Source organism: Mediterraneibacter gnavus ATCC 29149 (assembly GCF_008121495.1).
In the GTDB taxonomy this organism is placed as follows: Bacteria; Bacillota; Clostridia; order Lachnospirales; family Lachnospiraceae; genus Mediterraneibacter; species Mediterraneibacter gnavus.
In genome coordinates, this window is record NZ_CP043051.1 from 1,854,249 (window position 1) to 1,870,467 (window position 16,219).

Annotated in this window: 12 protein-coding genes; 11 read left to right on the forward strand and 1 reads right to left on the reverse strand. The window is 40.5% G+C overall.

Going from position 1 to position 16,219, the window contains the following annotated elements; all coding sequences use genetic code 11:
• The first annotated feature begins 265 nt into the window (after window positions 1–265).
• The 5 genes from FXV78_RS09100 (at window position 266) to xylB (ending at window position 5,715) form a co-directional block, all read left to right on the forward strand.
• Entirely contained in the window at window positions 266–1,141 is an 876-nt protein-coding gene (locus FXV78_RS09100; protein WP_004841202.1) for a hypothetical protein, read from the forward strand.
• Between the two features lie 11 nt (window positions 1,142–1,152).
• Window positions 1,153–1,974, forward strand: a complete 822-nt coding sequence (locus FXV78_RS09105; protein ID WP_004841199.1) for an AraC family transcriptional regulator — start codon at window positions 1,153–1,155, stop codon at window positions 1,972–1,974.
• Window positions 1,975–2,106: 132 nt separating this feature from the next.
• On the forward strand, window positions 2,107–2,721 hold the full coding sequence (locus tag FXV78_RS09110; RefSeq protein ID WP_004841196.1) for a DUF4867 family protein: 615 nt from the start codon (window positions 2,107–2,109) through the stop codon (window positions 2,719–2,721).
• 33 nt (window positions 2,722–2,754) lie between these two features.
• Window positions 2,755–4,242, forward strand: a complete 1,488-nt coding sequence (locus tag FXV78_RS09115) for an L-fucose/L-arabinose isomerase family protein (RefSeq protein ID WP_004841195.1) — start codon at window positions 2,755–2,757, stop codon at window positions 4,240–4,242.
• A 15-nt stretch (window positions 4,243–4,257) separates the two neighbouring features.
• A complete protein-coding gene (gene xylB, locus FXV78_RS09120) occupies window positions 4,258–5,715 on the forward strand; it encodes a xylulokinase (RefSeq protein WP_004841193.1) in 1,458 nt (485 codons plus the stop codon).
• A 170-nt stretch (window positions 5,716–5,885) separates the two neighbouring features.
• On the opposite strand, the gene FXV78_RS09125 is transcribed toward xylB, so the two are convergent.
• Window positions 5,886–7,916, reverse strand: a complete 2,031-nt coding sequence (locus FXV78_RS09125) for a beta-galactosidase (protein WP_004841192.1) — start codon at window positions 7,914–7,916, stop codon at window positions 5,886–5,888.
• Window positions 7,917–8,109: 193 nt separating this feature from the next.
• On the opposite strand from FXV78_RS09125, the gene FXV78_RS09130 reads away from it, so the two are divergent.
• The 6 genes from FXV78_RS09130 (at window position 8,110) to FXV78_RS09155 (ending at window position 16,052) form a co-directional block, all read left to right on the forward strand.
• Entirely contained in the window at window positions 8,110–9,411 is a 1,302-nt protein-coding gene (locus tag FXV78_RS09130) for a glycoside hydrolase family 32 protein (protein ID WP_004841190.1), read from the forward strand.
• A gap of 2 nt (window positions 9,412–9,413) precedes the next feature.
• Window positions 9,414–10,808: a sucrose-specific PTS transporter subunit IIBC gene (locus tag FXV78_RS09135; protein ID WP_039959395.1), complete on the forward strand. Its 1,395-nt coding sequence runs from the start codon at window positions 9,414–9,416 to the stop codon at window positions 10,806–10,808.
• A gap of 1 nt (window position 10,809) precedes the next feature.
• A complete protein-coding gene (locus FXV78_RS09140; protein ID WP_039959391.1) occupies window positions 10,810–12,951 on the forward strand; it encodes a glycoside hydrolase family 3 N-terminal domain-containing protein in 2,142 nt (713 codons plus the stop codon).
• An 86-nt stretch (window positions 12,952–13,037) separates the two neighbouring features.
• The gene (locus tag FXV78_RS09145) at window positions 13,038–14,432 is read left to right on the forward strand and encodes a BglG family transcription antiterminator (RefSeq protein WP_159308435.1); all 1,395 of its coding nucleotides are present in this window, start codon (window positions 13,038–13,040) and stop codon (window positions 14,430–14,432) included.
• Window positions 14,433–14,437: 5 nt separating this feature from the next.
• Window positions 14,438–15,211, forward strand: a complete 774-nt coding sequence (locus tag FXV78_RS09150; RefSeq protein ID WP_004841183.1) for a Cof-type HAD-IIB family hydrolase — start codon at window positions 14,438–14,440, stop codon at window positions 15,209–15,211.
• Window positions 15,212–15,470: 259 nt separating this feature from the next.
• On the forward strand, window positions 15,471–16,052 hold the full coding sequence (locus tag FXV78_RS09155) for an ABC transporter permease (RefSeq protein WP_004841181.1): 582 nt from the start codon (window positions 15,471–15,473) through the stop codon (window positions 16,050–16,052).
• The last annotated feature ends 167 nt before the right edge of the window (window positions 16,053–16,219 follow it).

Genomic DNA, 16,219 nt, shown 5'->3' on the forward strand with positions numbered 1-16,219 from the left:
TGTTTATCATAGCACAGAACAGGAGAAAATTCATCTATGGATCTTATGAGAAAGGAAGTGTGCTTTTGAGAAAAATGTGGTAAAATGGATAAAAGCATATTTTTCTAACATTCATTTGATTCCACATGTGTAATGTGGAATATCTTATTCATTTCAAAAACAGGCAAACGCCTGTCCTTTCAGAAAATTCATGCTTTTCAAATCAAGCAGGCAGGAGTTTTCGGAAGGCGAAATCTCCTGAAAGAAAAAAAGAAGGAGGTTTTGTATGGAAATGCAAAAAGAAGAAGCCAAAATGCTTCAGTGGCATCCTGCATTTTTCGCAGAGATACAGATCGAACTGCAGGAAGATGCCGAACATCTGATTTTTGAGAATGAGCATCAGCTGGGAACCAAACCAAAAGAAATCGATGTTCTGATCATCAAAAAGGACAAGGGTCGGGTAATCCGAAAGAATATCGGGCGGATTTTCCGACAACATAATATCGTGGAATATAAAAGTCCCCTGGATTATCTGAGTATCGATGATTTTTATAAGGTGTATGGGTATACCTGTTTTTACAAATCCGATACCAGTCAGATGGACAGCATTCCGATAGAAGAACTTACGATTACTCTGGTAACAGGAAAATATCCACGAAAATTGATGCACCACTTGAAAACAACACTGAGATATCAAGTAAAAAAAGCTGAAAGCGGGATTTATTATGTGACGGGAGATAAAATTCCGATTCAGATTATTGTAACAAAAGAACTGACAGAAGCTGAAAATCTGTGGCTGAAAAGTCTGACCAACGAACTGGAACAGAATGAGACCGCAGAAAAATTATTGGAAGAATATTCAAAAAATCAGGCAAATGCACTGTATCGCTCCGTCATGGAATTGATCGTGCGGGCCAACAAACAGAAGTTTGAGGAGGTAAAAGGAATGTGTGATGCACTGCGGGAATTGATGAAAGATGAGATTGATGCGGAAGTGAACAAGCGCTTGGAAATAACTAAAAAGGAGAGCTCTGAAGCAGTAGAAAAACGAATCAATGCTCTGAATCTGGCGCTTTCTAAGGCAGACCGGATAGCTGATATTATAAAGGCAGCAGAGGATCATGATTATCAGCAGAAATTATTCGAGGAATTTGGTCTGTAGAGGAGAGAAAAATGAAGTACAATCATGAGCTGATCGTGCCGGATGAGGGGCTGCCCTTCAAGATGTTTATTTTTGAGGGCAAGGATGGCAATTATAAGCGTGAGATGCACTGGCATCGTTCTGTGGAGATTTTTGCGGTCTGTGAGGGGGAACTTTGTTTCTATATCAAAGAGAAGCCGTATCCTCTTGTGCAGGGAGAATTTATGATCGTGAATTCCAACGAAGTTCATTCCGTGCATTCTCCAAAGCCGAACCAGACGATTGTATTGCAGATACCGATCCGGTTGTTTGAGAATTATTTTACGGGAGAAGGATTCATCTGGTTTACACACAATCCGGTGGATCGGGATGAACGGCTGATGGAGTTGATCCGCCAGATGTATGAGGTGTACATAAAAAAAGAGCGTGGCTATGAAATGGAAGTGAAAGGTCTGTTTTATCTTGTGATGCATTTGCTGGTATCTGAGTATCAGCGGATTGATGTGACCGAGGCGCAGCTTCGGGACAATAAAAATCTGAACCGTCTTTCTACGATTACATCCTATATTAAAGAAAATTATGCATCAGAAATGACACTGGAGAGTCTGGCGAAGATTTTTGGATATTCTCCGACCTATCTTTCAAGGATGTTTCAGAAATATGCGGGGGTAAATTTTAAAGCCTATCTGCAGGATATCCGGTTGAGATATGCATGGAAGGAAGTCAAAGACAGTGATAAGACCTTAAGTGAGATCGCTATGGAGAATGGTTTTCCAAACAGCAAGGCGCTCGCCAGATCATTTCAGAAAAAATACGGGATGCTTCCAAGCGAATATCGAAAAAGAGAGAAGTGACTGTTCACAATAACAAAGAGCAAGAAATTGACATAAAATAGATAAATAATAGGTCGCAGAAGCGAAAAAAAGTTGATAAAATGACCTCAATGGGAAACTTGGAGACAGGTTTTTGATTGGAGGTCATTTTTTATGGAAATTCAGAAAGTTACAGATACCGCATTTGCCAAATATGGAAAAGTGATGTCAGATATTCCGGTAGAGCGGATCTTAAAAGAGATGGAACACACGCCGCTTCCGGAAGATGTGATTTATGTTCCGTCTGTGGAAGCGCTGGAAGTACTTCCGGATGCGGTGGCAGTCAGAGAAAAAGGATTTGGAGGGCTGCCGATTCAGATTGGGTATTGTAATGGGAGAAATGTGAAGTTGAATGCACTGGAGTATCACAGATCCTCAGAGATTGATATCGCAGTGACAGATTTGATCCTGCTGCTTGGATGTCAGCAGGACATCAAAGAAGATACCTATGATACAGCTCTCGTGGAGGCGTTTTTCGTACCGGCAGGAACGGCAGTGGAATTGTATGCGACTACGTTACATTATGCACCATGTAATGCAAAAGCAGGCGGTTTCCGATGTGTGGTCGTACTTCCGAAGGGAACGAATGAGGCACTTCCGTTTGCACCGGAAGCAAAGGGCGAGAGCAGACTTTTGACAGCAGTGAACAAGTGGCTGATCGCGCACGAAGACGCAGAGATTGAGGGTGCGGTGAACGGCTTAAAAGGTGAAAATATTACAATTGTGTAAAAATAAAAAGCAAATAGAAAGGATGGTAACAGTATGAGTAACATGCCAGAATTAAAAATCGGAGTCGTTGCAGTGAGCAGAGATTGTTTTCCGGAGAGTCTTTCCGTGACAAGAAGGGAAAATCTGATCAAAGCATATAAAGAAAAATATGGAGAGGCGGATATTTATGAGTGTCCGATCTGTATCGTGGAAAGTGAGATCCACATGGTGCAGGCACTGGAGGACATTAAAAATGCAGGATGTAATGCACTTGTTGTGTATCTTGGAAACTTCGGACCGGAGATCGCAGAGACATTGCTTGCAAAACATTTTGACGGACCGAAGATGTTTATCGCAGCAGCAGAAGAGCGCGGAGACAACCTGGTTCAGGGAAGAGGCGATGCTTACTGTGGTATGCTCAATGCAAGCTATAATCTGAAACTTAGAAATGTAAAGGCCTACATTCCGGAGTATCCGGTAGGAAATGCAGAGGAATGTGCGGACATGATCGCAGAGTTTCGTCCGATCGCAAGAGCTGTCATCGGACTGAACAGCTTAAAGATCATCAGCTTTGGACCGCGTCCGTTAAATTTCCTCGCATGTAATGCACCGATCCAGCAGTTGTACAATCTGGGAGTTGAGATCGAAGAAAACTCAGAGCTGGATTTATTTGAGGCATTCCATAAACATGATGGAGATGAAAGAATTCCGGAAATCGTAAAAGAGATGGAAGAAGAACTGGGAGCGGGCAATAAGAAACCTGAGATCCTCGCGAAACTGGCACAGTATGAACTGACCTTGAAAGACTGGGTAGAAGAGCACAGAGGATACAGAAAATATGTAGCAATCGCAGGAAAATGCTGGCCGGCGTTCCAGACACAGTTCGGATTTGTTCCATGTTATGTCAACAGCCGTCTGACAGCACAGGGAATTCCGGTATCCTGTGAAGTAGATATCTACGGTGCACTGAGCGAATTTATCGGAACAGTTGTCAGTGAAGATACTGTGACACTTCTGGATATCAACAATACAGTACCGAATGACATGTACAAAGAAGATATCGAAGGCAAGTTCCCATATACACAGAAAGATACATTTATGGGATTCCACTGTGGAAACACAGCGTCCTCCAAGCTGTCATTCTGTGAGATGAAATACCAGATGATCATGGCGAGAGCGCTTCCGGAAGAGGTGACACAGGGAACTCTGGAAGGAGACATCATCCCTGGAGATATTACATTCTTCCGTCTGCAGAGTACGGCAGACTGCAAGCTGCGCGCTTATATTGCACAGGGAGAAGTACTTCCGGTGCCGACACGCTCCTTTGGATCCATTGGAATTTTCGCAATTCCGGAGATGGGAAGATTTTACCGTCATGTTCTGATCGAAGGCAATTATCCGCATCACGGAGCAGTTGCATTTGGAAAATGGGGCAAGGCATTGTTTGAAGTATTCAAATATATCGGAGTGGATGTCAGTGAGATCGGATATAATCAGCCAAAAGGTGTCAGATATCCAACGGAAAATCCTTGGAATGAGTAGAGTGGGAGGAAGCGTATGTTATACATAGGTGTGGATCTTGGAACATCAGCAGTGAAATTGCTGCTGATGGATGAGAACGGCAATATTCACAAAATTGTATCCAGAGAGTATCCGCTGTATTTCCCACATCCGGGCTGGTCAGAACAGAAACCTGAGGACTGGTTTGCCCAGAGTATGGAAGGAATCCGTGAACTGACAGCAGAGTGTGACAAAAGTCAGGTCAGAGGAATCAGTTTTGGCGGTCAGATGCATGGTCTGGTGGTACTCGATGAGGCGGACCATGTGCTTCGTCCGGCAATCCTCTGGAATGACGGACGAACAGAGGAAGAGACGGATTATTTAAATCAGGTGATCGGCAAGGAAACACTGTCCAAATATACAGCCAATATTGCATTTGCCGGGTTCACGGCTCCAAAGATCCTGTGGATGAAAAATCATGAACCGGAGTTGTATGAAAAGATCGCAAAGATCATGCTGCCAAAAGATTATCTGGCATATAAGCTGTCCGGTACTTTTTGTACCGAATATTCGGACGCATCGGGGATGCTGCTTTTAGATGTACAGAATAAATGCTGGTCAAAAGAGATGTTGGATATCTGCGGAATCAGGGAAGAGCAGCTGCCAAAGCTTTATGAAAGTTATGAAGTGGTTGGCAATCTGAAACCGGAAATTGCAGAAGAACTGGGACTTGGCACAGATGTAAAAGTCATTGCAGGCGCCGGGGACAATGCGGCTGCGGCAGTGGGAACCGGAACAGTAGGAGACGGTCAGTGCAATATTTCTCTTGGAACTTCCGGTACAATCTTTATATCAAGCAAGACGTTCGGTGTGGATCAGTACAATGCGCTGCATTCATTTGCACATGCAGACGGCAATTATCATCTGATGGGATGTATGCTCAGTGCGGCATCCTGCAATAAATGGTGGATGGATGAAATTTTAAAGACAAAAGAGTATGCAAAAGAGCAGGAAGAGATTGTAAAGCTGGGTGAAAATCAGGTGTTCTATCTGCCTTATCTTATGGGAGAGCGATCCCCTCATAATGATCCGTCTGCAAGAGCTGCATTTATCGGGATGTCCATGGACACCACACGTGAAGAGATGACGCAGGCAGTTCTGGAAGGCGTTGCATTTGGACTTCGTGATTCTCTGGAAGTGGCGAGAAATCTTGGAATTCAGATTGAACGCACGAAGATCTGCGGAGGCGGAGCAAAGAGTCTGCTCTGGAAAAAGATCATTGCAAATGTGATGAATCTGAAAGTCGATGTGATCGAAAGTGAGGAAGGTCCCGGATACGGTGCTGCGATTCTGGCAGCAGTCGGATGCGGAGAATTTGAAAATGTGGAAAGCGCTGTGGATAAACTGATCCATGTGGTGGAAACTGTGGAGCCGGAAGCAGAGCTTGTGGAAAAGTATGAAGAACGCTACCAGAAATTCAAAAAATACTATCCGGCATTAAAAGGATTGTTTTAATTGTGAAGAAAATGGTACATGCTAGAAAGTGGATAGTTCTAAACAGGGGCAAGTATGACTCATGCGAGTCGCTTTGCCCCTGTAATTTTTCTATAAAAAGAAAAAGATAGATAACAACTGCTATCTTACGAGAAAATTCTTAATCATTCAGAAATATCTTGCAGGAGTTTTTAAAAAAGTTTTTTCCGAAAAACAATGGTTTCATATTGGCGAATATTACCGTTCTTATTTCCGTAGATGATATCCCCCTTTTTTGGCAGTACTATGTTGATATTGCGGTATGAGAAATTTTGTATAAAGATATATTCGTATTCATCATCTGTCCGACTTGTTACCTCAATCCCATCAGGAATTGTATTTAGAATAGAATGAATATGATGTTTAGCTAAAATTTTGGCATAAAAATCATGGTAAAAAAGTTCTTCTGCGTCGGTACAGATGTAGTAAGCATATCCCTTACCATACTGATTGACGGTCAGTGCAGGTGTGCCTTGATAAAAATCACTTCCATAATTCATGAGTGGTGTGGCACCATTGAGTTGAACTAAATCACAAAGATTTTTGCATTTATAGGAAGTATGCAGTTGCAAAGAGTTTTCAGGGATTGGAATAAGCGAATTCTCTTCCCATTCATAGAGTCCATCAATTTCTTTGCTTCTAAGTCCAAATACATCGAGTAAGCTATGTGGAGTTCCCTCAAGGTAGCACAGATCCGTTTCATTTACGATTCCACTCCAGTATGTCATGATTAGTATCCCACCATTTTCAACGAAAGTACGCAATTTTGTTTCGATACCAGATCGAAACATATATAACATTGGTGCAACCACAAGTTTATAAGAATCAAGGGATTGCTCCATGTTAATGATATCCACATTGAGTGCTGCTTTTCGAAGCGCCTGGTAGGATTTTAAGACACTTTCATGGTAAAAAAGTCCTTCATTTCGGGGACCTTTCGCGTCTTCCATTGCCCATCTGTTTTCCATGTCATAAATAATAGCAGCGGATGAATCTACTTTGCTTCCAATAACTTGTTTTAATTCTATGAGGGATGCACCAGTTTCAGTTACTTCGTTGAAAACGCGTGTATCAGATCCACCATAATGATCAATGACCGCTCCATGGAATTTTTCGAAACTTCCACGACTTTGTCTGATCTGGAAATATTGTACGCTGTCCGAACCATGTGCAATTGCTTGTAGAGAAGCAGATTGTAACAATCCCGGTTTTTTTAGTTTACTTATTGCTTGCCAGTTTGGACTGGAGGGGCAGGATTCCATTAAAAGAAATGGCTTCTGTTTCATACTCCGCATGAGGTCATGCTGCAGTGCTGTATTGTATGCTGTACGAATTTCGTCTTCTTTATTCCATGCAGGATAGCTGTCCCAAGATACATAATCGATGTGCTTTGCCAGATTGTAGTAGTTTAAGCCCTTATAATCATCCATAAAATTAGTTGTAACGGGCTGAGTTGCACCACCATCTCGCAGAGCATGTATCTCTTCGCACATAAAATCAACTGTCTGATCTGTTACAAATCGTTTCCAATCAAGATTGAGGCCGTGTAGTCCGTGGTCTCCTATGGAAGATGGACTTTCAATTTGATGGAATGAATTATAGGTATGGCTCCAAAAGGTTGTCCACCATGCCCGGTTCAAGCTGTTAATATCTTTATATTTGTTTTTTAACCAGTTGCGAAAAGCTTCTTGACATAATGGACAGTGGCATTCACCTCTGTATTCATTGGAAATATGCCACAGGATTACTCCCGGATGATTTCGAAATGTTTTAGCCAACTTTTGGTTGATGATTCGAACACGTTCTCTGTAAGCAGGTGAGGTGTAGCAATGATTATGCCGCTCCCCGTATAGTTGGCGTGTACGATCTTCACGGACACGGAGAACTTCGGGGTATGTTTCTGCCAACCAACGCGGACGGGCTCCAGATGGTGTGGCAAGTATGACCTGGATGCCGTTGTCGTAGAGTTTGTCAATTATGTCAATCAGCCAGGTGAAATTAAAACAATCTTTTATTGGTTCTAAAGTAGACCAGGAGAAAACACCCAGTGTTACAGTATTTATGTGTGCCTTTTTCATAAGAAGTAAATCCTGTTTTAGGATATCGGGTCTATCCAACCACTGTTCTGGATTATAATCACCCCCATAGATAAATTTATCAATATTTAAATCATTTTGGATCATTCTTCTTATCCCTTCTATCAGTAGTAATAAATTTGTTATAAAATGCAGTTTAAAAGTTTTCCTAAATTTACGCAATAATAAATATAAAATTAGGCGGTTACATTTTTGCACAGCGAACTGGCAAAAAAATGAATTTTTAAAATTCACAAGTTGGTGTAGAATGAGGGCATGAGAAAGAGGAAGGAGAGTAAGGATGAGACCCAAGTATCATATTTCACCGGAACAAGGTTTTTTGAATGATCCAAATGGTCTGGCACAATTTCGTGGAAAGTATCATGTGTTTTACCAGTGGCTGCCAGATGTTGTTCCACAGGGGAGTAAACAATGGCGACATTGCATTTCAAATGATCTGGTGCATTGGACGGACGAAGGGAGCGCACTACAGCCTGATGAGTGGTATGAAAAAAATGGTTGCTATTCAGGCTCAGGTATTACAACAGAAGATAAGTATTTTCTGTTCTATACAGGTAATGTAAGGGATGCTGAAGGGGGGAGAGAAACATATCAATGTGTTGCTGTATCTGACGATGGGAAGTCTTTTCAGAAAGAAGGTCCTGTGATCTATCTGCCTGATGGATATACTGCACATTTTCGAGATCCGAAAGTATGGAAGAAAAATAACAGCTGGTGGATGGTTGTAGGAGCACAGACAAAAGAATTGCAAGGTAATGTGGCATTGTTTGAGTCGAATAACTTGAAAAAATGGGATTACCGGGGAAATCTGCTAGATCCGTCAATGGACTGGGGATATATGTGCGAATGTCCGGATATAGTGGATATAGACGGACAACAATTTTTAATAGTCAGTTGTCAAAAAGAAACTGGGTGTAAAGGAATTGTTTTCAGTGGAAAGATGGACTACATCGAAGCAAAATTTCAATTAGACGATGTGGGCAATTTGCTGGATGCAGGATTCGATTTCTATGCGCCACAGAGTTTTGTAGATGAATCGGGACGGTGCATTCTACTGGGATGGCTTGGAGCAGGTAAGCTGGATTATCAGATGAGTCAGCCTACAGTGAAAGAGGGTTGGTTACATTCACTGACAATTCCGAGAGAGTTGTTTGTACAGAACGGAAAGCTTCATCAGCAACCGGTTAAGGAATTAGAAAGTATCAGAAGACATGAGCGTGTAATCGAAGCAGAAGGACACACTTTCATTAATCAGGAAACATGGAGCGCAGAATTACTGGCAGAGCAGATATCTGATCAAAAATTTTCTTTTAATTTTGGAAATGTGCTGAAAATTAGTTTTGCTAATAACAGCATGGTTATTCAAAGAAAGCATTGGAGCAGCGAGGAATATGACGAAGTACGGGCAGAGATTTCTGTGATTAAAAATATCAGGGTGTTTTTAGATCAGTCTACTGCGGAAATTTTTGTGAATAATGGAGAAAAAGTATTTACATTTAAATCTTTCTTTACGGATGATAAATGGGTTGAAGTTGAATCCGAAAAAACAATTAGAATTAAAATATGGAGGATGGAGGCATAGAAATGGCAACAAATTATAAAGCAATTGCGAAAGAGATTATCGAGATTGTCGGAGGTGCTGAAAATATTATTTCAGCAGCGCATTGTGCAACAAGATTGCGTTTGATCGTAAAGGACAAAGAACTTATTGATGATAAAAAAATTGAGGCAATTGACATTGTAAAGGGATGTTTCTTTACGGCGGGGCAGTATCAGATAATTCTTGGAACAGGTATCGTGAACAAAGTATACGAAGAAGTAATGAAACTGGGTATTTCAGGCACTTCCAAAAATGAACAGGCAGCTACGGCAGCTCAGAATGGAAATGCATTGCAGCGATTGATTCGTATTTTTGCGGATATTTTTGTTCCAATTATTCCGGTAATGGTAGCCACAGGTTTGTTCATGGGATTAAGAGGACTTCTGACACAGGATGCTCTGCTTGCATTCTTTGGGACATCTTCGGATGCAATTCCACAGCAATTCCTTCAGTTTACTCAGATTCTGACAGATACAGCCTTCGGATTTTTGCCAGTACTTGTTTGCTGGTCGGCATTTAAAAAATTTGGCGGATCTCCAGTACTTGGTATTGTTATCGGTTTGATGCTTGTAAGTAATATTCTCCCAACTTCCTGGGATGTAGCTCAGGGAAATGCAGAGCCAATGATTTTCTTTGGGTTCATTAAAGTGAATGGATATCAGAGTTCTGTTCTTCCAGCATTTATTATTGGATTTCTAGGATCCAAAATAGAACAGTGGCTGCATGATCATGTACCGAATGCATTAGATTTGATTATTACACCGTTTGTTACAGTATTAGCATCTCTTTGCCTTGGGTTGTTCCTTGTAGGACCGATTTTCCATACGGTTGAAGTAGGTTTGGTTGGTGTTGTAAGTGCATTGTTTGAACTTCCATTTGGGATTGGAGGATTTATTTGGGGAGCATTATGTCAGGTAATTGTTGTAACAGGAGTTCATCATGCATTGAACCTCGTGGAAATTGAAATGCTTGCAAAAACAAATTGGAATCCAGTAAATCCAGTAGGATCATGTGGTAATGTTGCACAGGCAGGAGCTGCAATGGCTGTAGCTGTAAAATCTAAATCAGTGAAAATGAAATCACTTGCATATCCGTCTTCTGTATCTGCTTTGTTAGGAATTACAGAACCGGCCGTATTTGGTGTAAACTTAAGATTGGTCAGTCCTTTTGTATGCGGTTGCTTAGGAGGAGGAATCGGAGGCTGGTTAGCAGCAATTCTGGGATTAAAAGGAACAGGGATGTCAATTACTGGTATCCCGGGAATGTTATTATATTTAAATGAGCAGTTTCCATTGTACATATTGGTAAATGTGGTTGCATTTGGTGCAGCATTTGCATTGACTTATGTTTTTGGAATGAAAGGTGATGTACAGGAGTAATATGGACAAGAATCAGATAAAGAATCTGGTTCGGCAAATGACTCTCAAAGAAAAAGCCGGGCAGGTAACACAGTTGCCTTCCCGGTATTTTCAGATTAAAGGGAGTCAATTGACCGGAACGGAAAACAAGTTAGGAATAACAGAGTGCGAAAAATGGCAGGCAGGAAGCATTTTAGGGAAAATGGATGCAGAGTCTATGCGCAATATACAGGCAGAGAATATGAAACGGAGCCGCCTCAAGATTCCAATGATGTTTATGACAGATATCATTCATGGATATCAGACGATTTTCCCGGTACCACTTGCAATGAGTTGTTCATTTAATCCAGAATTAGTGGAAAAGAGTGCAGCTGTGTCTGCAAAAGAAGGGAGCGCTGCTGGATATCAGGTTACGTTTTCCCCGATGGTAGATGTTGTAAGAGATCCGCGTTGGGGACGTGTCATGGAAAGTTTTGGCGAAGATAAAAGATTAAATGCAGATTTTGGAAGTGCTATGGTTCGTGGATATCAAGGAGAAGATTTAAAACATCCAGAGAGCATGGCTGCATGTGTCAAACACTTTGCGGCATATGGTGCTGTACAAGGTGGAAGAGATTATAATACAGCAGATGTTTCTGAATATTCACTAAGGAATCAATATTTGCCACCATTTAAAGCGTGTATAGATGCGGGAACAAAATTAGTTATGGCTGCATTTCAAGCTTTGAATGGTGTTCCGGCAACTGCGAACAGATGGCTTTTAAATGATATCCTTCGAAGTGAAATGGAATTTCAGGGGACGGTTATATCAGATTGGGGCGCCGTTATGGAATTGATTCGGCATGGTGTAGCAGAAAACGATACTGATGCTGGAGAAGAAGCCTTGCGGGCCGGTATTCAGATTGAAATGGCAACGACAACTATCATGAAAAATATAGACGAATATGTAAATCTTGATCCCAATATAGAAATATTATTGGATAGAGCCGTTGAAAGCATCCTTCTATTAAAGAAAGAGCTTGGTTTGTTCGAGGATCCATATCGTGGAGTGAATGCACTGCGTGAAAAAAATCAATTACGTTGTGCCAAGAATAGACAGGCAGCACTAGAAATGGCATTAGAGTCATGTGTTTTATTAGAAAATCATGCTGTGCTGCCGTTACAGAAGGATACATCCATTGTTTTGGCAGGTCCATATGCAGAATCGCAAGAGATACTTGGACCATGGTCTGTAGACGGGGTTGTTGAAGATGCTGTTAGTGTAGCTCAGGGACTCCGTAATAGAGGGGGATGTTTAAAAAGCATAATTCCACTTCCTTTTGAAAAAATATCAAAACAAGAAATGGAACATATTCTTGAAGATTCAAAAAAAGCAGATGTAACAATCCTTGCACTGGGAGAACCAGAATTATGGTCGGGAGAAGCTGGATGCAGATCCGAGATTACGCTTCCGGAATCACAATGCAGATTAGTAAAAGAACTATTTGAAAACAAAATTAAGACGGTTGTATTACTATTCAATGGACGTCCATTAGATTTGCGGTCAATTGTGCCCTATTCAGACGCAATTATTGAAATGTGGTTTCCAGGAACAGAGGGAGGAAATGCGGCAGCAGATTTGCTGTTTGGAAAAGTGAATCCATCGGGACATTTGACAATGAGTTTTCCATATGGAAGTGGGCAGATTCCGGTATATTATAATATGGGAAATACTGGGCGTCCGAAGGAACTGCTGGAGCAGGAGCCAAGATATAAATCTCAGTATCTGAATATTCCAAATGAACCCTTGTATCAATTTGGATATGGGCTTAGTTACACGAACTTTGTTGTAGTATTTGATGGAGAAATACAGAAATTAGATGATGGAGCATATTCCGTGCCGATTAAAGTGACAAACACAGGAAATAGGGCAGGAAAAGCAGTAATCCAGGTATACATTCACAAAATGAAATCCAAAGTGGCAAGACCGGTCAAAGAATTGGCTGCATATCAAAAGGTGATGATCCGTGCAGGAGAAAGCGTGAGTATAAATATTCCTTTAGAAAAGAAAAGCTGGGATTATTGGATTCCAAATATTGGGTGGACAAAAGATGCTGGACACTATAAAATCATGGTAGGAACGGACAGTCAGTATGTGGAGGAATGTGATCTGATTGTCGAGTAGACATGATGGAGAACAAAATGTACAACAGAACGATTAAAATTATAAGGACGCTCGTAGGACATGAAAAAATGTCTTCGGTAGAACTGATGGATAAATTGAAAATCAGTCAAAGAACACTAAGAGCAGAAATAAAAGAGGCAAATAAGTTTCTTCAACGAGAAAATGTTTTCATTCATTCATCCAGCACAGGAGGATATTATGTGAAGCAAGAAGATCGTGCTCAAGTTCAGAAAGTTCTGGATGCGATCATTGAAGAAAGCAAAAGAGTGATCTTTCCAGAAACACCGGATGAAAGATTTTTGTTTGGAATTTCCTGGCTTTTCTTTTTAAACGAACCGGTATCTATTCAAAAATTGGCAGAAAAGCTTTATGTATCAAAAACGGCAATGCTGCAGACAAAGAAACAGATTCAAGATACGATCAGGTGGTATCATGGACTTTTTCTAGAGTCCGGGAAAAAAGGAATGTGGATTAGTGGAAATGAAAGAATTAAGAGACATGCCCTGGCAGAAATTTTAAATTATCGAACTTATGGTTCAATCCTAATGGAGCGTGTGATTACATTTTTATTCGGTAGTGAGAAGTATGAGGATTATATTTCACTATATCGTCAATTACCAGGAATTCTTGCAGAACACGGGTATCGATTGATTGATAAAGCAATAGAAGGATTTGCTCTTGATATTTTTATCAGTTTGATGAGAACTGAAAAACAGTTTGTTCTTGAAGAACAGATGGATGATATCAGCTGTGAGAATGCATGTGTTGAATCGATATGTGCGGTTCTTTGCGAAATGGGATATCATATAGGGGGCTGGGATCAATTGTTTCTGAAAGAATGTCTCAGTGCAAAAAGAGTGTTATATGTGTTAGGAAAAGAGTATGATATACCAGAGGAATATCTTTTGATTACAAATCAATTTTTAGACAGAGTAGATAGAAGATTTCATACGAATTATCGGAATAATTCAGAATTAATATCAAGGTTATCTGTACATATCATGAAGATGATAAAGCGTATTCAACAGGGATATTTTGAAACAAATCCAGTGCTGGAAGATATTCTGAATTCTTATGAAAGGGACGTTGAAGCGGCAGATGAATTAAATAAAATACTGGAAGAACAATATCATATAAAGGCAAACATTCATGAACTATGTTACATTGCAATTTACCTGCGTGCATATTATGAAAGACGATTGAAAGCAGTTGTTTTGTGTGATATCGGAGAAAGTATTGCAGACAATATGATACGTCGTATCAATGATTATTGCGGAGATAGGATTGAGATTCTGAATAAAATGTCGCTGGCAGAGTATAGATTAAATCCACTTCCAGTGGATTTATTAATTTCTACTGCTCGTGTTTATAATGTAAATTTATCGAAAAAAACAAAAGTAATATATGTGGATTACCTAATGAATGAGGAAAATTTAAAGGACATCCAAGAGTATTTGCTACAGGATATGCAGAAGGAGTAAAGAAGATGATTCGAATGATTGCAAGTGATCTGGATGGAACACTATTGCGAAAGGATTGGTCTATCTCAGAATATACGATTAAAATTATAAAAGAAGCACAGGCCAGCGGAATACGTTGGGTGACTGTAACAGGAAGATCAGATAGAGGTGCCCGACCAATTATGGAGAATTACGGTCTTAGCTGCGATTATATATTAATGAACGGGGCTGAATTTCGAGATACAAATGGAAATTTGATTAAGTCTGAAAATATAGATACGGATTTAGCAAGGTTTGTATGTGAAAAGCTTCATCGTGAAAATCTTGGATTTGAAATCAATACAGATCGGGGAGATTATACAACTACGATGGAATTAGCAGAGTATTCGGATTATTTGGAGGATGGATACGAGAAATTATTTGAAGAAAAACATAATATTCGTAAAATATTGGTTTTCTGCGATGATATTCCCAAAATCAGAAGAATAAAGCAACAAATTTATGACGCTAGTGGCTTGTCTGTTCTTTCCTCTTTTGAAAATAATATGGAAGTGACCTCTCAAAAAGCAAAAAAAGGAATTATGTTGAAGCAAGCGATGAAGCATTTTGGATTTTTACCAGAAGAAGTAGTCGTGTTTGGAGATGGTGAAAATGATATATCTATGTTTCAGGAATTTCCATGTTCTTATGCAATGATAAATGGGGTTGATGCTTTAAAAGAACTTGCGTATCGAGTAACAGAATATTCAAATGATGAAGACGGAGTTGCAAAAACACTAGAAAAGATTCTTAAGGCGTAGTGGTGAAATTCCGGACGGCAGGGAATGGAAATGAAACATGAGATCATGTTTATCTGATCGGAGATGCAAAACGGCCGACCAATGTGATGGATGCAATTTGGGCAGCATATGAGATTGCAAAAGATATTTAATAAAAGATGTGAGGTGATTTTGGCACAGGATTTTCCTGTGCCAAAATTATTTTGGGAAAAATTCCGGGTCCTGCTTTATAATAGCAATATCTATCTGCCGAGAGAAATAATACAAAGGAGAAGCACAAGTGAGTTTTTTGAAAGAAGTTATCCAGTTGTATGTGGAAAGAAAAGACTGGTTTTTAGAGTTGATCGCAGCGCATATTGGATTGTCACTGGTAGCAATTCTGTGTGCGGGCAGCATTGGGCTGCTGCTTGGTATCTGGATTTCAGAGCATGAAAAAGCAGCGGGGCCGGTTCTGGGAGTTGCCAATGTATTTTATACCATACCTTCGATTTCGCTTTTGGGAATGCTGATTCCGTTTTTGGGAATCGGAAATACAACGGCGGTTGCAGCGTTGACGATTTACGGGATCATGCCTATGGTGAGAAATACCTATGCAGGAATCAAAGGGGTCAGTGAAGAAATCATTCTGGCAGCAGAGGCGATGGGAAGTACCAGGATGCAGATCATGTGGAAGATCAAACTGCCGTTGGCAATGGGCGTGATCATAGCAGGTGTCAGAAATATGGTCGTAATGACAATTTCTGTTGCGGCCATCGCATCGTTTATCGGAGCCGGTGGTCTGGGGGTTGCGATTTACAGAGGAATTCCGATTGAGATTTCACCTGTTTTAAGAGATTTGATAACTGTTATATCTTGTTATTAAATTCTCTGCCAACCCTTGAAAACACTGGATTTATCGCAGATGAGCTTTCCCTTATTCTTTCCCTTGTGTTATATCGTCCCATCAGTGTTTACGAATTCTGATAAGGGCAAATACAAGGGCAAGAAAATCATATAAAACAGTATAACACAAAATAAAAGTGACATGGT